A 20,718-nucleotide genomic window follows, 5' to 3' on the forward strand; every position below is an offset into this window, starting at 1 on the left:
AACGCAGGAGTGTGCCCATGTCGAAACCCGACATCGACACGGACACCCGCACGGCCACCGCCAGCCCGGCCAGCCGCGCCGCGACCGCCGACTGGACCGACACCAGCGCCACCATCCGCAACCTTTCCACCGAGCACCGCCGCTACCCCGCCCCGGCCGCCTTCGCCGCCCAGGCCAACGTCGACGCCTCCTGGTACGAAAAGGCCGCGGCCGACCCGGTCGCCTTCTGGACCGAACAGGCCAAGCGCCTCGACTGGGCCGAACCCTGGCACACCGACCACACCTGGCAGCCCGCCGCACCGGATGCCGACGGCGTGCTGAGCGTGCCGCACGCTGAGTGGCTCGCCGGTGGCAAGCTCAACGTGGCGGTGAACTGCGTCGACAGGCACGTCGCCGCCGGTCGCGGCGACAAGGTGGCGTTCCACTTCGAGGGTGAGCCCGGCGACCGCCGCACCCTCACCTACGCCGACCTCGAGAAGGAGGTCGCCCGCGCCGCGAACGCGCTCACCGATCTCGGCATCGTGCAGGGCGACCGGGTCGTCATCTACCTGCCGGTGATCCCCGAGACCATCATCATCACCCTCGCGGTCGCCCGCCTCGGCGCCATCCACTCGCTGGTGTTCGGCGGCTTCTCCGCCGAGGCACTGCGGTTCCGGGTGGAAGACACCGGCGCCAAGCTGCTCGTCACCACCGACGGCCAGTTCCGCCGCGGCACGGCCGTCCCCGTGAAGGAAGCCGCCGACGAGGCCGTCACAGGCGTGGACTCGATCGAGCACGTGCTCGTGGTGCGCCGCACCGGCGACCTGACCCCGGACATCCCCTGGACCACCGGCCGCGACGTGTGGTGGCACGACAGCGTCGACACCGCATCCGCGACCCACGACCCCGAGTTCTTCGACGCCGAGACGCCGCTGTTCATCATCTACACCTCGGGCACCACCGGTAAGCCCAAGGGTCTGGTGCACACCAGCGGCGGCTACCTCACCCACGCGTCGTGGAGCCACTGGGCCGTCTTCGACGCCAAGGACGACGACGTGCACTGGTGCACCGCCGACCTCGCCTGGGTCACCGCGCACAGCTACGTGCACTACGGCCCGCTCTCCAACGGCACCACCTCGGTGATCTACGAGGGCACCCCGAACACGCCGCACCCCGGCCGGCACTTCGAGATCATCCAGCGCTACGGCGTCACCACCTACTACACGGCGCCCACGCTGATCCGCACGTTCATGACCTGGTTCCCGGATGGCCTCCCCGCGGAGCACGACCTGTCCAGCATCCGCCTGCTCGGCTCGGTCGGCGAGGCGATCAACCCCGAGGCCTGGGTGTGGTTCCGGGAGAACATCGGCGCAAGCACAGCCCCGATCGTGGACACCTGGTGGCAGTCAGAGACCGGCGCGGCCGTGATGGCACCGCTGCCCGGGGTGAGCACGCTCAAGCCCGGGTCGGCGCTGCGCGCGCTGCCGGGCCTGCAGACCCTGGTGGTGGATGACGCGGGTCAGCCGGTTCCGCACGGCACCGGCGGCTACCTGGTGCTTGCCGGCACCTGGCCGGGCATGGCCCGCACCGTCTGGGGCAACCCGGAGCGCTACCGCGACTCCTACTGGGCCCGGTTCCACGAACAGGGCTACTTCTTCTCCGGCGACGGCGCCAAATACGACGACGACGGCGACATCTGGCTGCTCGGCCGGGTCGACGACGTCATCAACGTGTCCGGGCACCGGCTGTCCACGATCGAGATCGAGTCGGCGCTGGTGACGCACCCGGCCGTCGGCGAGTCCGGCGTGGTGGGCGTGACGGATGCGACCACCGGCGAGGCCATCGCCGCGTTCGTGATCCCCGCGGTGGCCCCCGAAACGGATGACCCGGCGGCCTGGCTGGCCCTGGCCGACGAGCTGGCCCCGCAGCTGCGGGCGCACATCACCCACGAGATCGGCGCGGTGGCCAAACCCCGGGACGTGTTCCTGGTGCCCGACCTGCCCAAGACCCGCTCGGGCAAGATCATGCGCCGGCTGCTCGGCGACATTGTCGACGGCCGCACGCTCGGCGATGTCACCTCGCTGCAGGACGACACCGTGCCCGGCCGCATCCAGGCCATCGTTCAGGCCGCCCGCGCCTGACGGCCACCGCGCATCCGAGCAGCAACTGTTGGGTGAGCGGGCCGGGCTACCCGGCCGCGGCGAGCACCTGCCGGATCGTGTCGGGATGGCTGAGGATACGGAAATGGCCACCCGTGTCGATCCGCACGTTCTCGGCGCCCGGCAGGATGCTGCCCTCCGGGATGTGCGGATCGAACCGCCCGAAGATCGAGACCACGCGCCCGTTCAGCCGTTCGTCGGCGGACAAGGCGAGCAGGTCCGGGTGCTTCGCGGCGAAGTCGCGCAGGCTGGGCGTGGGCATGTACCGGGCGTAGCGCGAACCGGAGAACGGGGTGCTCACCGCCACCATCCGCTCGACCCGGTTATCGGGATCCAGCTGCGTCATCAGGTATTTGCCGATCAGACCGCCCTTGCTGTGTGCCACGATCACCACACCGTGCAGGTCGCGCTGACGCACGTAGTCGGCCACGATCTCGGCCGACGGCACCACCGGGCGCCGGTTGGTGTGCAGTGGGGTCACCACGTGCACCGGATGCCCGTGCTCGTGCAGTGCGTCGATCAGCGGGCGCATGAAGTGCCAGCTTTCGTAGATCCCGGGGATTATCAGCACCGGCGCCCGGTCGCCGGACGCGAACTCGTCGGGGTGAGTGCGGGCGAGGGCACCACGCGCCTGGGCGAGAACGGCGTACCGGTAATCCAGCAGCCAGGAACCGGCGTTGCGGAGGCCCTCGCCGAGTCGGCCACGCGTCGACCGACCGGGCTTGCGGGTCATGGCGTGACGGGCTCGTCGAGCGGCGCGGCGCGGACACCGTCAGGCGCCACCGTGCGGGCGTACTCGCGGATGCCGGCCGCCGTGGCGGCCGCGGCACTGAAGTGCACGAGGTGGCGGCCGGGCACTTCGAGCAGCTTCCCCCGCGGGGCCTGCGCGGCAAGGTGCACGCCCCAGTCGTGGCGTGAAACCGGGTCGTCCTCTCCCCGAATCACCAGGGTAGGCGCGCGCACATCCCGTAGCCGCAGGTCGGTGCGGTAGGCCAGCATCGGCCGCAGGGTTGCGAGGTACCAGCGCGGACCGCACAGCAGGTAGTCGCGCAACACGATCGTCGTGCCGGTGACCGGTTCCTTCAGGGTGTCCCGGCCGAGGGCCAGTGCCTGGCGCAGCGCCGAATTACGGGTGGGGTCGGTGACGCCGCCGATCAACACCAGGTGGGCGACCTCCGTCGGGTGCCGCACGGCCGCCTCGGTCACGAACTGGGCGCCCATCGAATGCCCGACCAGCACGACGGGCCGCACGCTGAGCATCGGCAGCAACTCGCCGAGGTAGTCGGCGTACTGCTCGATCGACACCCCATCCGCGGGCTTGGGCGAGCGGCCGAAGCCCGGCAGGTCCACCGAGTGCACGGCGCCCGCGGCGGCCAGCTCGGCGTGCATCCTGTCGAAGTAGCGGTGCGACATGCCGATGCCGTGCACCAGCACGAACACCGGCGCATCCGGCGTGCCCGGGCCCGGAGTCGAGCGCACCCGGACGGATGCGCCGCTCACCGGCAGCAGCAGCTCACGCACGCGGCCGACTCCGCTCGCTCGACGTGTTCGCCGGTGGGAGATTCGCGCGATCGGAAACATCGGTCACTCCTGCGGAACCCGCACCCGCAGGCCGCCGGCCAGCACCCGCGCCTTGAAAGCGGTGGCGGTGCCGAAGCCGTCGCCGTCGAGTTCGATCTCCTCGGGGTGGCTGAGCTTCACGGTGATCTGGCGGCCCTTGACGTAGTTGAGGGCCTCGACCTCCTTGGTCATCATGCGCCGGCCGAGCGGGGTGCGGCGCAGCACGCCGTTCTCCCAGAACACCTTGACGATGATCTGCACCCAGTGCACGAACCCCTCCGGGCGCAGCATGAGCATCTCGAACTGCCCGTCGTCGATGACGGCCTCGGGCAGCAGCAGCACGTTGGCGGTGAGGGTGCCCGTGTTGCCCACGATCACGGTGTGCGCGCGCACCGACTTGGTGCTGCCGCCGTCGAGGCTGTAGCGCAGGCGCAGCTGGTTGCGGTCACGCAGGGCCGTGATGATCGCGCCCACGTAGGCGAGCCAGCCGATCTTGGCCTTGAGCTCGTCGTTGGTGCTGGCGAGCATCTTGGCGTCCAGGCCCAGGCCGGCCATCACGAGGAACGCGTGTTTGCTGACCGTGTCATCCTCGTGCCGGATCTCGATCCGGGCGATGTCGACCTTGCGATCCGTGCCGGAGAAGGCCGTACCGATCGAGTGCTCGAGGTTGTCCAGGGTGAGGTTGAGGTTGCGGGCCAGCAGGTTGCCGGTGCCGGACGGCAGCAGGGCCAGCGCCGCGTCGCTGTCGTGCACGACCTCGGCCACCGCGCGCACGGTGCCGTCACCGCCGGCGGCGATCACCATCGTGGCGCCGGCGTCGAGGGCTCGCTGCGCCGCGCCCTGGCCCGGGTCTTCCTTGGAGGTTTCGAACCAGAGGGTCTCACCCCAGCCGGCCTTGGCCTCTTCGACCGCGACGGCGCGCTTGATGGCGTCGAGGTTCACCTTGATGGGGTTGTAGACCACGGCGGCCAGGCCGGCGGCGGCCTCCCGGTCGGGCTGCGCATCCGCGGTCGCGGTGTCGTCGTCGGTCGGGATGTCGGTGGGGATGTCGGTGGGGTCGTCGGTGGGGATGTCGGTAGGTGTCGACATGCGCGCTCTCCTCAGGCAGATGAGCGGATGATTCCGCTCGGGTCGATCCCGCTGCAGCCGGCAGGCTCAGCGTGCGGGTGCAATAACGCTACACGCCTCACTCGGGAAGGGTTCCGACAACCGCGCCGCACGGTCCGCTCGATCGCTGGGATGATGGAGGGGTGACTTCTGCCTCCCAGACTCCGCTGCCGGCCACCACCCGCTCGCCGCGGGCATCCAGGCTGGCCTGGCCCGCCTTCGCCATCGCCCTGGTCGTGATCCTCCTCGACCAGGCCTCCAAGTGGTGGGCAGAGGCCGCACTCGGCGACGGCCAGGTCATTCCGGTGATCGGTGACGTCATCCGCTTCGTGCTCGTCTACAACCCGGGCGCGGCCTTCTCGATCGGCTCCGACTTCACCTGGGTGTTCGCTGTGCTCGCCGCCGCCGCCGTGGTGTGGATCACCATGCTCACCTTGCGGGTCGAGTCCCGCGGCTGGATGATCGCCCTCGGCCTGCTGCTCGGCGGCGCCGTCACCCACCTGGGTGACCGGTTGTTCCGCGAGCCCGGCTTCGCCCGCGGCCACGTGGTGGACTTCATCGGCTACGGCAATCTGTTCATCGGCAACGTCGCCGATATCGCGATCTTCGCCGGCGCCGTCATGCTGGCGATCCTCACCGTGATGGGCGTGCACATGCGCACCCCGGAAGCCGGCACCGCCTCCCCCGCACCCCAGGACCCCGGCAGCACGGCCTGAGCCTGGGCGATGCTACCGTCTGAGGCATGGACGCGATGATGCTCGAGGGTGTGACGTTGCTGGCCGACGACGTGGCCGGCATGGCCGACTTCTACGAGCATGCGCTCGGGTTCGAGGTGGCCGTGCGCGAACCGGACTATGTGGCGCTGGGCGGCCCGATCGGGGTGCGGCTGGCCATCTTCCGGCGCGGCGGAATGGGGGCACACACCCACGACCATCCGTCATTCGTGGCGCCGCGGAGCGGGCAGGCGGTGGAACTGAATTTCCAGTGCGGCACTCCGGACCAGGTGCGCACCCGGTTTGCCGAGCTCGTCGAGCGTGGGGCGGTGGCCATCGCCGCGCCGGCGGAGCGCGACTGGGGCCACCTGACCGGCTTCTTCGCCGACCCGGAGGGCAACATCCATTCCCTTTTCGCGGTCCTGCCCGCCTGATTCGGCCGCTTCCGCTTCGACCGCGGCGCCACCCCTAGGCTGGGCCTCATGCGATTCGGACTCTTCATTCCCCAGGGCTGGCGTCATGACCTCGTCGGCATCGATCCCGCCCAGCAGTGGGCCACCATGAGCGGCCTCGCGGCCCACGCGGATGCCGGCGCCTGGGAATCGATCTGGGTGTACGACCACTTCCACACGGTTCCGGTGCCGAGCGAGCAGGCCACCCACGAGGCGTGGACCCTGATGAGCGCCTTCGCCGCCACCACCAGCCGGGTGCGCCTCGGCCAGATGTGCACCTGCATGAGCTACCGCAACCCCGCGTACCTGGCCAAGGTGGCCTCCACGATCGACATCATCTCTGGCGGCCGCGTCGAGATGGGCATCGGCGCCGGCTGGTACGAGCACGAGTGGCGTGCCTACGGTTACGGCTTCCCGCGCGCCGGCGAACGCCTCGCCCGCCTCGACGAGGGTGTGCAGATCATGCAGCAGGCCTGGACCACCGGCACCGCCACCCTCGACGGCGAGCACTACCGGGTGGACGGCGCCATCGTGCGGCCGCTGCCGCTGCAGGAGGGCGGCATCCCGATCTGGATCGCCGGCGGCGGCGAGAAGGTCACCCTGCGCATTGCGGCGCAGTACGCGAACTACACCAACTTCGACGGCACCCCCGAGGGCTTCACTCACAAGAGCGACCTGCTGCGCGAGCACTGCGCCACGCTCGGCACCGACTTCGACGCCATCACGCGCTCGGCCAACTACAACACCGTGATCGGCCGCGACGAGGCCGAGGTCGCCGAGAGACTGGACGCCATCGAGGCCAGGGTCACCCCGCACCTCGGCGTGGAGGGCGCGGCGAGCTTCATGGCCGAGTACTGCAGCGGCGAGGCGCAGGGCGTGGGCACGCCGGAGCAGATCGTGGAACGGCTGACCGGCATGAAGGAGCGCGGGCTCGGCTACGCGATCCACTACTTCCCCGAGGCGGCCTACGACAGGTCGGGCCTCGAGCTGTTCGAGCGCGAGGTCATGCCGGCGCTGCTGTAGCGAGGCGGTGGGGCGGCGACGGATGCGATAATCGAACAGGTCGGGACCGCCTCTGCGGTTCCGGCCGAGCGGCCCGCGTGCACGAACCCGGGCGGACCGAACCCCAGCGGCACAAGATCGGACACCATGTCCAGCACGAACACCCCCGACAACGCCGATGCCCCCGATTCGGGCAGCACCGACGCGGCCGCACCCGCCGTGGCCGCACCCGACGCGGCCGCCGACATCCACTGGCGTGACGGCGACACCGAGCACACCGCCCGCTGGCACTCCGAGGGCGGCTGGCCGGCGCCCAAGCGGGTGGTCGTCGTCGACGACACCCTCACCGCGGATGCCGCATACCGGCTGGCGAAGTCCGGCACCGGCCTGCTCTGGCAGGGCGACTTCCAGAACGCCCGGCAACTGCTCACGGCGATGGCCCGGCGCGTGGACCGGCGCCGGCGCACCCCCGCCACGGGCCTGTCGGCCGCGTTCGAGATCAGCCGCGCCGACGCCCTGCGCCGCGCCAGGCTGCTGGGCCTGGTGCTCGTGTCGCTCGATGCCGACCACACCCTGAGCCTGCGCCGCGCCCCCGACGTGCGGCAGGCCTGCGACGAGGCGTACGGCCCCGGAACCCGCGCGTCGGTTCGCTCACTCCGCGAACTGCTCGGCGTGATCGGCGCTCACGAGTGGCGTGTCAAGGGCGTGCCGGTCGCGGCGCTCGGCGCCAGCATCCACCCGCACTACGGCGTCTTCTCGCCGGTGCGCGGCGAGTACCTCGACCTCGTCGCCACCGCTCCCCTGCCCGCGACCGGGCTGGCGTTCGACATCGGCACCGGCTCCGGCGTGATCGCCGCGATGCTCGCCCAGCGCGGATTCGACCGCGTCGTGGCCACCGACATGGAACCCCGCGCACTGGCCTGCGCCCGCGAGAACCTGACCCGCCTGGGTTATGCCGACCAGGTCGAGGTGGTCGAGGCCGACCTGTTCCCGCCGGGCCGCGCCGACCTCGTGGTCTGCAACCCGCCCTGGCTACCGGCCTCCGCCGCTACGAGCACCGACGCCGCCGTCTACGACCCCGACAGCCGCATGCTGCGCGGCTTCCTGGCCGGGCTCGCAGGGCACCTCACCGACGATGGCGAGGGCTGGCTGATCCTCTCCAACCTGGCCGAGCTGCTCGGGCTGCGCTCCCGCGGTGCACTGCTCGACCTCATCGACGACGCGGGCCTCGCGGTGGTCGCGCGCCTCGACACCCGGCCCACCCACCGCAAGGTCGCCGACACGTCCGACCCGCTGCACGCGGCGCGGGCGGCCGAGGTCACCTCGCTCTGGCGGCTGCGCCGGGCCTAACCGCCGAGTTGCCCAATCCGGAGGTGGGCAACTCGCGCTACTCCGTGGCGCGTGGCGTCGTGCCCGTCATCCGCCACCGCGCCCACGGCCACACGCCGTCCATCTCCACCTCGAGCGAGAAGCTCAGCAGCACCCGGATGATCACGATCGCCCCGAGCACCAGCACGCTCTCCACCGTGGGCTCCACCACGATGGTGCGGATGATGTCGGCGACGATCAGCACCTCCAGGCCCAGCAGGATGGCCCGGCCGAGCTCCCGCCGCATGGCCTGGTACGCCGTCGGCCTGGTGTCCGAGCGGAGTATCCGCGGGATGCCGGCCAGGAGCGCCGCCAGCCCGCCGAACACCATGATGGCCGCACCGGCCACCTCGACCACCCGCACGGCCGCCTCCACCACTTCCTCGAACGTCATCCGCACCTCTCCCGCCGTCACCCTTGGCGCGAAGATACTCCCCCCTCGCCGGGCGAGCCTGCCCCGCCGGTCGGACGTGCACGACCAACCGAGCCCTAGGCTGATCGATGCCGCCCACATTCGTCAGCACAGCAGACCCAGGGATCCCATGACCACACCCCGCCGTCCCGCCTCCGGCACGGACTCGAGCGCGCACCCCCGCCTGCAACGCAAGGTGGTGCGGGTGCTGATCCTCGGCCAGATCCTCGGCGGCATCGGCATGGGCGCCACGCTCTCGCTCGGCGCGCTGCTCGCCGCGCAGCTCTCCGGGTCGAACGCCTGGTCGGGCATGGCCGCGACCATGAGCACGCTGGGCGCGGCCCTGGTGGCCGTGCCGCTGGCCCGCCTGGCCCAGGCCAGCGGCCGCCGCCGGTCCCTCGCCACCGGGGCCGGCATCGCCGGGATCGGCGCCATCCTGGCCATCACCGCGGTCGCGCTCGACACCTTCCCGCTGCTGCTGCTCGCCCTGATGCTGCTCGGCGCCGGCTCGGCCACCAACCTGCAGGCCCGGTTCGCCGCGACCGACCTGGCCGGCCCCACCACCCGAGCCCGCGACCTGTCGATCGTCGTGTGGTCGACCACCATCGGCGCGGTCCTCGGCCCCAACCTGTTCGGCCCTGGCGAGGTCGTCGGCGCACAGCTCGGCCTGCCCCCGCTCACCGGGGCGTTCGCCTTCTCCCTCGCCGCGCAGGTGGGCGCCGCCCTGGTCTACACTATCGGGCTGCGGCCCGACCCGCTGCTCACCGCCCTGTCGGCGCGCGAGGCCCGGCCGGCGAACACCCGCCAGCACGGCGGGCTGGCCATCGTGCGCTCCAACCCGCTGGCCCGCTACGCCGTGGCCGTCATCGCCCTCAGCCACGCCACCATGGTCGCGCTCATGTCGATGGCGCCGGTGCACCTCACCGAGCACGGCGCCTCGCTCACCATCGTTGGCCTGACCATCAGCCTGCATGTGGCCGGCATGTACGCGCTCTCGCCGGTGTTCGGCGCCCTCGCCGACAGGGTGGGGCGGATGCCGGTGATCCTGGCCGGGCAGGCCCTGCTGCTGGCCGCGCTGGTGCTGTTCTGGCTCGCCGGCGACAACGCGACGGCCATGACGGTCGGGCTGATCCTGCTCGGGCTCGGCTGGTCGGCATCCGTCGTGGCCGCCTCGACGCTGATCACCGAGGCCGTCGGGGTGCACGACAGGTCGGCGCTGCAGGGCTTCTCCGACCTGTCGATGAACGCCGCGGGAGCGCTCGGCGGGGCCCTGGCCGGCCCGGTCCTGCTGCTGGTGGGCTACTCGGGCCTCGGCGTCGCGGCGATGGCCCTCGTGGCGGTGGTCGTGGCCTGGTCGCTGCTCGGCCGCCCGGTCGCCCCGCTCGCACCGCTCGCAGGCTGAGCGACGGGCGTTTGTCGCGGCCTACACGCTGGTGACGTCCTCAACCTCGCCGACGAGCTCCTCGATGATGTCCTCGAGGAACAGCACCCCGGTGGCGACCCCGCTCGTGTCGAACGAGGTGGCCACGTGCGAGCCGGTGCGGCGCATGGCCGCGAGGGCGTCTTCGAGGTCGCGCTCACGCAGCACCGAGGCGAGCTTGCGCACCCGTTTGGCGGGCACCGGCGCCGCGAAGGCCTCCGGTCCGGTGAGGTCCATCACGTCCTTGAGGTGCAGGTAACCGGCGGGCAACCCGGCCGCATCGGTGAGGATGTACCTGGAGAAGCCGTGCTCGGCCACCGCACGCTGAAGGTCGGCCGGCGACGCATGCTCGGGCAGGCATACGATGCCCGACAGCGGCACCTCCACGTCCAGGACCCGTTTGGTGGTGAACTCGAACGCCGCCGAAAGCGTGCCGGAAGCATCCAGGAGCATGCCCTCACGGGTGGACTGCCGAACGATGCCGGCGACCTCGTCGAGGGTGAACGCGCTGGTAGCTTCGTCCTTGGGCGTCACCCTGAACAGCCGCAGCACGCTGTTCGCCAGCCAGTTGAGGCTGACGATCACCGGTGTGAACACCCGGGCCACGAACACCAACGGCGGTGCGAGAATCAGCGCCGCACGGTCGGGCACCGAGAACGAGATGTTCTTGGGCACCATCTCGCCCAGCACCACGTGCAGGAAGGTGACCAGGCCCAGCGCCACCGCGAACGCGATCGCGCTGATCGCCTCATCGGAGAGCGCCGTGAGGCCCAGCGGGATCTCGAGCAGGTGGTGGATCGCCGGTTCGGACACGTTGAGGATCACCAGCGAGCACACGGTGATGCCCAGTTGCGAGGTCGCCAGCATGAGCGTGGCGTGTTCCATGGCCCACAGGGTGGTCTTGGCGGCCTTGTTGCCCTGCGCGGCCAGGGGCTCGATCTGCGAGCGACGGGCCGAGATCACGGCGAACTCGGCGCCGACGAAGAAGGCGTTGACGGCCAGCAGCACAACAAGCCAGAGCAGCCCGGGAAGGTACTCACTCATGGGTCGGCCTCCCTTCGAGAACGGCGCTGACCGGGTCTGGTGTGGTTTCGGTGGGGGTGAGGCGGATGCGCGAGACACGGGCGCCGTCCATCCGCTCGACCCGCAGCATGCCCACGTCGATGCGCACGGTGTCGCCCAACTCGGGCATGCGGTCGAGCCGGTCGGTCACGAAACCGGCGATGGTGTCGTAGTCGCCGTCGTCCGGCACGGTGACGCCGATCCGCTCGAGCAGTTCGTCGGGGCGGAGGCCCGCGTCGAAGACTATGGAGCGGCCGGTGCGGACGATGCCGGGCTTGGCCCTGTCGTGCTCGTCATCGAGTTCGCCGACCAGTTCCTCCACGAGGTCCTCGAGGGTGACGATGCCGGCGGTGCCGCCGTACTCGTCCGACACCACGGCGATCTGCAGGCCTTCCTCGCGCAGGGTGCCGAGCAACCTGTCGACCCCCATCGACTCCGGTACCCGCAGGGCGGGCAGCATCAGCTCGTCGGCGCGCACCAGGGTGCGTCGGCCCAGGGCCACCGCGAAGGCCTGCTTGACGTGCAGCACGCCCAGGATGTCGTCGGTGTCACGGCCGATCACCGGGAACCGGGAGTAGCCGGTGGCGCTGGCCAGGGTGACGATGCCCTCGGCGGTGTCGCCGGCGTGCACCGACGCCATCTGCACCCGGGGGGTCATCACGTCGGCGGCCGAGTGGTCGGAGAACCGCAGGGTGCGGCCCAGCATTTCGGCGTGGTCGGCGTCCAGCAGCCCTTCCATCGCCGAGCGGCGCACCAGGAAGCCGAGCTCCTCGGCGCTGCGCGCGCCGGTGAGTTCCTCCTTGGGCTCGATGCCGACCAGGCGGATGAGGGCGTTGGCGGTGTTGTTGAACAGCAGGATCACGGGCTTGAACACCGTGGTGAACGCGGCCTGCATCGGCACGACGAACTTGGCGGTGGCCAGCGGAACGGCCAACGCGAAGTTCTTGGGCACGAGCTCGCCGATCACCATGGAGAACAGGGTGGCCAGCGAGATGCCGATCACGGTGCCGAGCACGGGCACGGCGCCCTCCGGCACTCCGAGGTTGATCATCGGTCCGCGCAGCAGCGCGCTGATGGCCGGCTCGAAGGTGTATCCGGTGAGCAGGGTCGTCAGGGTAATGCCCAGCTGGGCGCTGGAGAGGTGCGTAGACGTGATCCGCAGCGCCTTGATGGTGGGGCCGAGACGTTTCTCGCCGCGGGCCGCTCGGGCCTCGAGCTCATTGCGGTCGAGCGTGACGAGGGCGAACTCGGCGGCGACGAACACGCCGGTGCCGAAGGTCAGGATGAGCCCGAGGCCCAGCATGATCCATTCGTTCACGAGGTGGCTCCCTGTGCCCGTGAATTCTGTGCCTGAAAGGCTTCGGGGCGGGCAGGGAGCATGGGTTTATGCGTGGGAGGGTCATCCATTGTGGGTCGAGCCTAGGGTCCCTCCCTGTACAAACGCACAGGAGCTCGCAGCCAGGGCGGTCTGGCATAAAAAACCTTGCAACGTTAGGTTTGTTCCTGCGGCAGAATCCTGCCCGCCATCACTTCCAAAGGAGCAAGTATGTCCAGCACACCCTCGGTCCAGCTGTACACCGTGAGGGATGCCATCTCCGCAGACCTCCAGGGCGCCATCGCCCGCGTCGCCGACATCGGCTTCACCCAGGTCGAGCCGTACGCTTTCGTCGAACGCTCCGACGAGTTCGCGAAGGCGTTCGCCGCATCCGGCGTCACGGCACCGTCCGGGCACGCCCCCGTCATCGACTCCGCCGACCCCGGCCGCACCTTCGACGCCGCTGCCCAGCTGGGCATCGGCACCGTCATCGATCCGTTCATCCCGAGCGACCGCTGGCAGACGGCCGACGACGCCGCGCGCATCGCCGACAGGGTGAACGAACTCCAGACGATCGCCGCCGCCCAGGGCCTCCGTTTCGGCTACCACAATCACCAGTGGGAGTTCGCGAACCAGGTGGACGGCCGCAGCATCTACGAGCTGTTCGTCGAGCGACTCTCCCCCGACGTCGCGCTCGAACTCGACACCTACTGGTCGACCGTCGGCGGCGCGGACACTCCGGAGCTGCTGCGCCGCCTGGGCGACCGCGTGCAGTTCCTGCACGTGAAGGACGGCCCGATCGCCGGCGCCATCGCCACGACGCTGCCCAGCAACGAGAGCGCACTGGAGGTTCCGGAGGAACTCACCCAGGCGTTCAAGAACCAGCTGCCGGCCGGCAGCGGCGACGTCGGCGTCGCCGCCATCCTCACGGCAGCCCCGCACGCCCTGCGCGTGGTGGAGTTCGACGGCTACGCGGGCGATGTCTTCGAGGGCATCGCGGCGTCGTTCGCCTGGCTTCTGGAGAACGACAAGTGAGCCGCACCGGACGCGTCGGCGTCGGCGTCGGCGTCATCGGCGCCGGGGTCATCAGCGGTACCTACCTGGAGAACATGACGGCCTTCGCCGACCTCGACGTGCTCTTCGTCGCCGACCTCGACCTCGATCGCGCCCAGGCGCAGGCCGAGGCCTACGGGGTTCCCGGCCACGGTTCCGTCGAGGACCTGCTGGCCAGGGACGACATCGAGATCGTCGTGAACCTCACCATCCCCGCCGTGCACACCGCAGTGGGTGCGCGGATCATCGCCGCGGGCAAGCATGTCTGGAGCGAGAAGCCGCTGGCCCTGGACCACGACTCCGGCGCGGCGCTGCTCGCCGCGGCGGACGCCGCGGGCCTGCGGGTCGCCTGCGCGCCGGACACCGTGCTGGGCGCGGGCATCCAGACCGCCATGCGGGCGATCAGGCGCGGCGACATCGGGGAGCCGCTGACGGCCACCACGATGTTCCACGTCCCGGGCCCCGATGCCTGGCACCCGAATCCGGAGTTCCTGTTCGCGCTTGGAGCCGGCCCGCTCTTCGACATGGGGCCGTATTACGTCACGACGCTTGTGCACGCCTTCGGCCCCGCCAGCCGGGTCGGCGCGGTGTCGTCCACCTCCAGCGCGGTGCGCACCATCGGCAGCGGACCCCGCGCCGGCACCGAGTTCCCGGTCGAGGTGCCCACCCACCACGCCGCGGTCATCGCGTTCGAGGGCGGCCAGTCGGCGCAGTCCACGTTCAGCTTCCAGAACGCCCTGCCCCGGATGGGCTTCGTGGAGATCAGCGGCACCGAGGGCACCCTGGTGCTCCCGGACCCGAACACCTTCGAGGGTGATTCCACCCTGTGGCGGTTCGGCCACGAGGAGCCGAGTCTTCTCACGGCGACAGGCTCCAGCTACGGCCGCGGCTCCGGAGTGCTCGACCTGGCCCGCTCGATCCGGGCCGGGGTGCCCGAGCGCGCCAGCGGCGCGGTCGCGGCGCACGTGCTCGACGTGCTGCTGGCCGTCGCCGAGGCCGCCGAGACCGCCCAGACCGTCGACGTGGCGTCGAGCGTTCCCCAGCCGACGCCGCTGGCCGAAGACTGGGATCCCGCGGCGGCCACCCTGTAGCCGAGCCGATCAGGCCGGGGAGCCGCCCGCCGCCGGCGGGCGGTTCCCGGTGCGGGCCAGCGCGATCACGGCCTCGACGTGGGCGCCCATGTCCCGGGTGCCATCGAACATCCACTGCACCTGCATGCCGTCGCTGACCGCCATCAGGATCGACGCCAGCATCTCCGGGTCGACCGAGGCGTCGAGCCGGCCGGATGCCTGCATCCGGCTCAGCCCGGCCGTGATGGTGCTCCGCGAGTGCGCGTAGCGTTCCCGGAAGTAGTCGTGCGCAGGATGCTCGGGGTCGGTCGCCGCGGCGGCGGACAGGTTCGCAAACATCTGCACGAGCCCGGGGACCTCGGCGTTGTGCCGGATCAGGGCCGCGAAGGTGGCCGCCGGGTCCGGGTCCTCGGGATCCTTCGCCGCGTCGATCTCGTCCCGGGTGCGCAGGATGGCCACCCAGAGGTCGTCCTTGGACTCGAAGTAGTGCAACAGGCCGGCCTGCGTGAGGCCCACCGCGGCGGCGATGTCCCGCACCGAAGTCTGGTGGAAGCCCTGCCGAGCCACGAGCGCCAGGGCGGTCTCGAGGATCTCGGCGCGCTTCGCGACGCCTTTCGGGTATCTGCCCAGGGTCGCCATTTCCCAAGGCTACCGACCTTCCGCGAACCGTGAGCAAAGCACCTAAAACCCGAGGTTTGTGGGGCTTATCTCACAGTTCGCGAGAGGAGGCTTTCCGCATCGCGGAAAGGGCACCCACATAGTGGAAACTGTGTGGAATTCTGATCCCGCGCCGGTCACCGGACGCACGTTCACGCACACTGGATTCAGACAAAAGACAGAGAGGTCTCCATGTCATCGTCAACCCCCGTCCCGGCCGCGCCGCCCCGCACCGCCGACTCGAGCATCTCCGAGGCGGACCTGCGCCGGGCCGGCTGGGCCAGCTCGCTCGGCAGCGCACTGGAGTACTACGACTTCGCGCTCTACAGCCTGGCGTCGGCGCTCATCTTCAGCGAACTGTTCTTCACCGACAGCGACCCCACCACCGGGCGCATCCTGGCCTTCGCCACCTACTTCATCGGTTTCGCGGTGCGCCCCCTCGGCGGCCTGTTCTTCGGATCGCTCGGCGACCGCATCGGCCGCAAGTCGGTGCTGCTTCTCACCGTGCTCCTGATGGGCGGCGCCAGCACCGCGATGGGCCTGCTGCCCACCTACGACCAGGTCGGCATCCTGGCACCGATCCTGCTCATCGTGCTCCGCATCCTTCAGGGCTTCGGCGCGGGCGCCGAGCAGGCGGGCGCCGCCACCCTGATGACCGAGTACGCGCCCCGCCACCGCCGCGGGTTCTTCGCGTCGCTGCCGTTCATGGGCATCCAGATCGGCACCGTGATCGCGGCCCTGGTCTTCTTCCTGCTGCTCATCCCGAGCCAGCAGGTCGTCCTGGACGGCCTGTGGCGCATCCCGTTCCTGGCCAGCGCCGTGCTCATCGGCGTGGCCGTATACATCAGGCTCAAGCTCAAGGAATCGCCCTCGTTCGTGAAGCTCGAGGCCCACGAGCAGGTGCAGGAGAAGCCGCTGCGCAGCCTCCTGCGCACCTCGCGCAAGACCGTGCTGATCGGCATGGGCCTGCGCATGGCCGAAAACGGCGGCTCGTCGATTTACCAGGTGCTGGCCATCAGCTACGTCGTCACCGTCGCGCTGGGCTCGTCGGTCACCGCCGGGCCGATCGGCGCAATCTCGCTGGTCTTCGCCGCCGCCGTCGGCGCGATCACGGTGCCCGTGGCCGGGCTGCTCAGCGACAGGTTCGGTCGGGTGCGGGTCTACCGCGGGTTCGCGATCTTCCAGTTCGTGATCGCGGTGCCGGTCTGGTGGATCCTGAGCACCGGCAACGTCGTGGCGACCGTCGCGGCCATCTCGGTGGCCCTCGGCATCGGCACCTGGGGCATGTTCGGCGCCCAGGGCGCCCTGATGCCCGAGCTGTTCGGCTCCCGGCACCGCTACACCGGAGTGTCGGTGGCCCGCGAATTCTCCGCCGTCATCGCGGGCGGCCTGGTGCCGCTGGTCGGTGCGCTGCTGCTGGCCTGGTTCAGCGACAGCTGGGTGCCGCTGGCGCTCTACCTGCTCCTGCTGACCGGTATCACGATCGCCGTGACGTTCATCACGCCGGAGACCAGGGGCCGCGACCTCGACCTCGAGACGGATGCGCTCGACGACGTCTCCCTGACGGCCCCGGCAACGGCATCCGCGCCGGTCGCCGCCGCGGTGGGTACTCCTCGTGCCTGACCTGGATGCGGCCGACGCGTCGACCTCAGCGCCGGGGCAGCAGCACGGCCAGCTCGGCGGCGGCCTCGCGCAACGGACCGAGGAATTGCAGGGCCTGCTCCACCGTGGTGCGGTAGGCCGGCGACGGAACGGAGAGGGCGGCCACCGCGATGCCCATGGCATCGAGCACGGGAACGCCGACGGTGACGATGCCCTCCTCGTGCTCCTCGTTCGAGACCGCGAAACCCTGCGAGCGCACCCGGGCGATCTCGGCCGCGAATGCCGACCGGTCGGTGATCGTGCGGCTGGTGAACCGCTCCAGCGGCAGCGTCGTCACCAGGTGGTCGCGGGTCTCCCAGTCGGCGAAGGCCACGAGCACCTTGCCCATCGACGTGCAGTGCAGCGGGCCGAGCTTGCCGGTCTCGCCGCGAACGCCCACGTGGTGGCGCGCCTCGATGTGGTGGATGTAGAGCTGATGCTCGCCGTCGAGGACCGACATCAGGCTGGCCTCGCCGGTGGCTCGCGACAGCGTGCGAAGCACGGGCAGGGCCACGCCCTGGAAGCCGTGGGCGCTGGACACGGCGGCGCCGAGCTGGAACAGGCGCAACCCGAGGCTGTAGAGCTTGGTCTCCGGATTGAAGCTCACGAAGTCGTCGCGCACCAGCGAGCCGAGCAGCCGGTGCGTCGTGGTCACCGGGTACCCGCTCCAGCGCGCCAGGTCCGACAGGGTGGCCCCGTCGGGATGCGGGCCGAGCACGGTCAGCAGGCTCAGCGCCTTGCCCACCATGTCCTTGCCCACCGTCTCGGTGTCCCCGGTTCTCACGCGTCGATCGTACCGGCATCCGCTCTGGCGGGCGCACCGTGCTGATCGCACGGGTGGCCACCGACAGTGGACCCCGGCACGGCATCGTGGACGGCGACCAGGTGCGGCTGGTGTGCAGCCTCGCCGATCTGCGCCGCACGGGCGAGCGGGTACCGTTCACGCCGCACACCCTGCTTGCGCCGGTACAGCCGGGCACCATCTATGGGATGGCCCACAACACCGGTCCCGCCGACCGGGAACTGGCGCCGCAGGCGTTCCTCAAGCCGCGGCACGGCGCCATCGGCCCCGGCGACCCCATCCCGGTGCCGCACGGGATCGGCCCTGTCGTCGCCGAGGCCGAGCTGGCCCTCGTGATCGGCAGCCCGGCCCGGCATCGCAGCCTCGCCGACGCGCTCGAGGTGGTTCTCGGCTATACCGCCGCGAACGATGTCACCGCTCGCGCGCTGCAGGCCCAGGATTCGCTGTGGCTGGCCGGCAAGGGCTTCGACGGGTTCACCCCGCTCGGCCCGGTGATCGACACCGAGCTGCCCGTCGAGGCCGGCATCTGCCTGGCCGTCGACGGCACGACGGTCTCCGCCTCCACAACGACCGCACTGGCACGCGGATTCGCCGAGATCATCGTCTACCTCAGCAGCATCACCACCCTGCAGCCGGGTGACGTCATCCTCACCGGCGCCCCGGGTGCCGACGCCGGCCTGCTGCCCGGCGGCACCGTGGCCATCACCGTGGGCGGGCTCACCCTGGTAAACCCCGTCGTCGGCGCCGCCGCCCCAGCCGGCCTGCTCGAGCACTACCGGAAGGCCATCGCATGACCCCCAACACGCGCCAGAGCGGCACTCTCGACGTCGTCACCCTCGGCGAGATCATGGCGATGTTCGTGGCCGACGAGGCCGGCATCCTGGCTGGCGTCGATCATTTCACCCGCCGGCTGGCCGGGGCTGAGTTCAACGTGGCGGTGGGCCTGACCCGGCTCGGCCACCGGGTGGGCTATCTCACCCGGTTGGGCGCCGACCCGTTCGGCGAGTTCGCACTCGCCCGGCTGCGAGAACTCGGCATCGACGCCGGGGAGGTCAGCATGGACGCCGGCGCTCCCACCGGATTCCAGCTGAAGAACCGGGCCGACCCCGGCGACGACCCCACCGTCGTGTACTTCAGGGCGCACTCCGCCGCCCGCCGGCTGGCCCCCACCGCGGCGACGGATGCCTATCTGCGCCGCGCCAGGCACCTTCACCTCACCGGCATCCCGCTCGCCCTCGGCGAGGGCCCGCGCGCCCTCGCCGGCCAGGCGATCGCCGCCGCCCGGCGCTCCGGCGCCACGGTGAGCGTCGATCCCAATCTGCGTCCAGCGCTCTGGCCGGACACCGCGACCATGGTGCGGACGGTCAACGATCTCGCCGTGCAGGCCGACTGGGTGCTGCCCGGCCTGCCCGAGGGACGCATCCTCACCGGGCACGGCACGCCGGAGGGCGTCGCCGGCTGGTACCTCGACCGCGGAGTGAAGGTGGTCGCCGTCAAGACCGGCTCGGCGGGCGCCGAACTCTTCACCCGCGACGGCCTGCACGTCGTCTGCCCGCCGTTCCGGGTGTCCCCGGTCGACACCGTCGGCGCCGGCGACGGCTTCGCGGCCGGGTTCATCAGCGCCGCCCTCGACGGCCGCCCCGTGCACGAGTGGCTCAGCCGAGCCGCCGCGGTGGGCGCCATCGCCACCACCAGCCACGGCGACCAGGAAGGCCTGCCCGACCGCGCCGGCCTCGAGGCCTTCCTCGAAGCCGCGACACGCCAGCCTCTCAACCACGCCTCCACGCCCGCAGAAAGGGCCTTCGCATGACCACCACCACCACCACCACCACCCGCCCGTCCGCACTCCGCCCGTCAACCCTTCGCGTCGTCGTGGCCTCCCCGCTCTCGGAGGAGCTCTGCCGACTCATCGAGCGGGCCGAACCGCGCCTCGACCTCGTGCGGGACCAAACCCTGCTCCCGCCCATGCGGCACCCCGCCGACTACCGCGGCGACCCGGCCTTCCGTCGCACACCCGCCCAGCAGGCGGCGTTCGAGGCGCTCGTCGACTCCGCCGACGTGCTCTACGGCATCCCCGATGTGGACCCCGACGCGCTCCGGCGCACGGCGCAGGCCAACCCGAAGCTGCGCTGGGTGCAGCTCATGGCCGCCGGCGGCGGCGCCCAGGTGAAGGCGGCCGGACTCGGCGACGACGACCTGGCACGGGTGGCCTTCACCACCTCCGCGGGGGTGCACGGCGGCCCGCTGGCGGAGTTCGCCCTGTTCGGCATCCTGGCCGGCGCCAAGCGGCTGCCCCAGCTGCAGCAGCAGCAACACGAGCACGACTGGCCGGCCCGCCGCCCGCTCGGCCAGGTGCGCGACCAGACCGTGCTCCTCGTGGGCCTGGGCGGCATCGGCCGGGAAATCGCCCGGCTCACCCACGCCCTCGGCATGCACGTGATCGGCGCCCGCCGTGCGGGCAGCAGCAGCACCGTCGACCACGTCGACGAGTACGTGTCCATCGACGACCTCGCCGAGCACGCCGCCCGCGCGGACGCCATCGTCGTCTCGCTGCCCGGCACCGACGCCACCGAAGGCCTAGTGGGCGCAGCGGTGTTCGCCACCGCCCGGCCCGGCGTCACCGTCGTGAACGTGGGCCGCGGCACCGTCATCGACGAGGCCGCCCTCACTCTCGCCCTGCAGAACGGCCAGGTCGGTTTCGCCGCGCTCGACGTGTTCGCCACCGAGCCCCTCGCCGCCGACAGCGCACTGTGGGACCTGCCGAACGTTCTCGTCAGCCCGCACACCGCCGCCCTCGACCCCGGCGAGGAACGCCGCATCGCCGAGCTGTTCGCCGAGAACGCCACCGCCCTGCTCGACGGCAGGCCCCTGCGCAACGAGGTCGACACCGTCGAGTTCTACTAGGGCCCCTGCCCCTTCCGCGAACCGTGACTTAAGCCCCGAAAA

20 protein-coding genes are annotated in these 20,718 nt (G+C 70.9%); 12 read left to right on the forward strand and 8 right to left on the reverse strand.

Annotated features, from left to right (window positions below):
* The first annotated feature begins 17 nt into the window (after positions 1-17).
* Complete coding sequence (gene acs, locus CXY76_RS09655; protein WP_104164021.1) at positions 18-2,120, forward strand: acetate--CoA ligase; 2,103 nt, start codon at positions 18-20, stop codon at positions 2,118-2,120.
* A 46-nt stretch (positions 2,121-2,166) separates the two neighbouring features.
* On the opposite strand, the gene CXY76_RS09660 is transcribed toward acs, so the two are convergent.
* The 3 genes from CXY76_RS09660 to CXY76_RS09670 all read right to left on the reverse strand — a co-directional run bounded on the left by CXY76_RS09660 (position 2,167) and on the right by CXY76_RS09670 (position 4,787).
* Positions 2,167-2,871 carry a triacylglycerol lipase gene (locus tag CXY76_RS09660; protein ID WP_104164022.1) on the reverse strand — a complete coding sequence of 235 codons (705 nt, stop codon included), beginning with the start codon at positions 2,869-2,871 and terminating at the stop codon, positions 2,167-2,169.
* Positions 2,868-3,659 carry an alpha/beta fold hydrolase gene (locus CXY76_RS09665; protein WP_158253877.1) on the reverse strand — a complete coding sequence of 264 codons (792 nt, stop codon included), beginning with the start codon at positions 3,657-3,659 and terminating at the stop codon, positions 2,868-2,870. Before CXY76_RS09665 ends, CXY76_RS09660 begins: the two co-directional genes overlap by 4 nt.
* A gap of 63 nt (positions 3,660-3,722) precedes the next feature.
* Complete coding sequence (locus tag CXY76_RS09670) at positions 3,723-4,787, reverse strand: diacylglycerol kinase family protein (protein WP_104164024.1); 1,065 nt, start codon at positions 4,785-4,787, stop codon at positions 3,723-3,725.
* Between the two features lie 161 nt (positions 4,788-4,948).
* Here CXY76_RS09670 and CXY76_RS09675 point away from each other — a divergent pair, with 161 nt between their 5' ends.
* From CXY76_RS09675 to CXY76_RS09695, 4 genes are all read left to right on the forward strand, one after another.
* Positions 4,949-5,521 carry a signal peptidase II gene (locus CXY76_RS09675; protein ID WP_233199683.1) on the forward strand — a complete coding sequence of 191 codons (573 nt, stop codon included), beginning with the start codon at positions 4,949-4,951 and terminating at the stop codon, positions 5,519-5,521.
* A gap of 26 nt (positions 5,522-5,547) precedes the next feature.
* Positions 5,548-5,952 (forward strand): VOC family protein, encoded by a 405-nt coding sequence (locus CXY76_RS09680; RefSeq protein ID WP_104164025.1) that lies wholly within the window; start codon positions 5,548-5,550, stop codon positions 5,950-5,952.
* A 48-nt stretch (positions 5,953-6,000) separates the two neighbouring features.
* The gene (locus CXY76_RS09685) at positions 6,001-6,993 is read left to right on the forward strand and encodes an LLM class F420-dependent oxidoreductase (protein WP_104164026.1); all 993 of its coding nucleotides are present in this window, start codon (positions 6,001-6,003) and stop codon (positions 6,991-6,993) included.
* 126 nt (positions 6,994-7,119) lie between these two features.
* The gene (locus CXY76_RS09695; RefSeq protein WP_104164027.1) at positions 7,120-8,322 is read left to right on the forward strand and encodes a class I SAM-dependent methyltransferase; all 1,203 of its coding nucleotides are present in this window, start codon (positions 7,120-7,122) and stop codon (positions 8,320-8,322) included.
* A gap of 37 nt (positions 8,323-8,359) precedes the next feature.
* Here the strand turns inward: CXY76_RS09695 and CXY76_RS09700 are convergent, their stop codons facing one another.
* On the reverse strand, positions 8,360-8,734 hold the full coding sequence (locus CXY76_RS09700; protein WP_104164028.1) for a DUF1622 domain-containing protein: 375 nt from the start codon (positions 8,732-8,734) through the stop codon (positions 8,360-8,362).
* A gap of 148 nt (positions 8,735-8,882) precedes the next feature.
* Here CXY76_RS09700 and CXY76_RS09705 point away from each other — a divergent pair, with 148 nt between their 5' ends.
* Positions 8,883-10,154 (forward strand): MFS transporter, encoded by a 1,272-nt coding sequence (locus CXY76_RS09705; protein WP_104164029.1) that lies wholly within the window; start codon positions 8,883-8,885, stop codon positions 10,152-10,154.
* A gap of 21 nt (positions 10,155-10,175) precedes the next feature.
* Here the strand turns inward: CXY76_RS09705 and CXY76_RS09710 are convergent, their stop codons facing one another.
* Both CXY76_RS09710 and CXY76_RS09715 read right to left on the reverse strand, forming a co-directional pair.
* Positions 10,176-11,216, reverse strand: coding sequence for a hemolysin family protein (locus tag CXY76_RS09710; protein WP_104164030.1), 1,041 nt, complete (start codon positions 11,214-11,216; stop codon positions 10,176-10,178).
* Complete coding sequence (locus CXY76_RS09715; RefSeq protein WP_104164031.1) at positions 11,209-12,552, reverse strand: hemolysin family protein; 1,344 nt, start codon at positions 12,550-12,552, stop codon at positions 11,209-11,211. Before CXY76_RS09715 ends, CXY76_RS09710 begins: the two co-directional genes overlap by 8 nt.
* A 228-nt stretch (positions 12,553-12,780) precedes the next feature.
* Here CXY76_RS09715 and CXY76_RS09720 point away from each other — a divergent pair, with 228 nt between their 5' ends.
* Entirely contained in the window at positions 12,781-13,584 is an 804-nt protein-coding gene (locus CXY76_RS09720) for a sugar phosphate isomerase/epimerase (RefSeq protein ID WP_104164032.1), read from the forward strand.
* A complete protein-coding gene (locus tag CXY76_RS09725; RefSeq protein WP_104164033.1) occupies positions 13,581-14,693 on the forward strand; it encodes a Gfo/Idh/MocA family protein in 1,113 nt (370 codons plus the stop codon). Before CXY76_RS09720 ends, CXY76_RS09725 begins: the two co-directional genes overlap by 4 nt.
* Positions 14,694-14,702: 9 nt before the next feature.
* On the opposite strand, the gene CXY76_RS09730 is transcribed toward CXY76_RS09725, so the two are convergent.
* Positions 14,703-15,311, reverse strand: a complete 609-nt coding sequence (locus CXY76_RS09730; RefSeq protein ID WP_104164034.1) for a TetR/AcrR family transcriptional regulator — start codon at positions 15,309-15,311, stop codon at positions 14,703-14,705.
* A 210-nt stretch (positions 15,312-15,521) separates the two neighbouring features.
* Here CXY76_RS09730 and CXY76_RS09735 point away from each other — a divergent pair, with 210 nt between their 5' ends.
* Positions 15,522-16,952 (forward strand): MFS transporter, encoded by a 1,431-nt coding sequence (locus CXY76_RS09735; protein WP_104164035.1) that lies wholly within the window; start codon positions 15,522-15,524, stop codon positions 16,950-16,952.
* Positions 16,953-16,977: 25 nt separating this feature from the next.
* Here the strand turns inward: CXY76_RS09735 and CXY76_RS09740 are convergent, their stop codons facing one another.
* Positions 16,978-17,754, reverse strand: a complete 777-nt coding sequence (locus tag CXY76_RS09740) for an IclR family transcriptional regulator (RefSeq protein ID WP_233199684.1) — start codon at positions 17,752-17,754, stop codon at positions 16,978-16,980.
* A 38-nt stretch (positions 17,755-17,792) separates the two neighbouring features.
* On the opposite strand from CXY76_RS09740, the gene CXY76_RS09745 reads away from it, so the two are divergent.
* Genes CXY76_RS09745 through CXY76_RS09755 form a run of 3 tightly spaced genes read left to right on the forward strand, consistent with a single transcriptional unit; the run spans position 17,793 to position 20,676 of the window.
* Entirely contained in the window at positions 17,793-18,566 is a 774-nt protein-coding gene (locus tag CXY76_RS09745; protein ID WP_104164036.1) for a fumarylacetoacetate hydrolase family protein, read from the forward strand.
* On the forward strand, positions 18,563-19,582 hold the full coding sequence (locus CXY76_RS09750) for a sugar kinase (protein ID WP_104164037.1): 1,020 nt from the start codon (positions 18,563-18,565) through the stop codon (positions 19,580-19,582). Before CXY76_RS09745 ends, CXY76_RS09750 begins: the two co-directional genes overlap by 4 nt.
* Complete coding sequence (locus tag CXY76_RS09755; protein ID WP_104164038.1) at positions 19,579-20,676, forward strand: D-2-hydroxyacid dehydrogenase; 1,098 nt, start codon at positions 19,579-19,581, stop codon at positions 20,674-20,676. The genes CXY76_RS09750 and CXY76_RS09755 overlap by 4 nt, the downstream gene beginning before the upstream one ends.
* Positions 20,677-20,718: the final 42 nt, after the last annotated feature.

It is taken from the genome of Cryobacterium sp. N22, assembly GCF_002929555.1.
Classification (GTDB): Bacteria; Actinomycetota; Actinomycetes; order Actinomycetales; family Microbacteriaceae; genus Cryobacterium.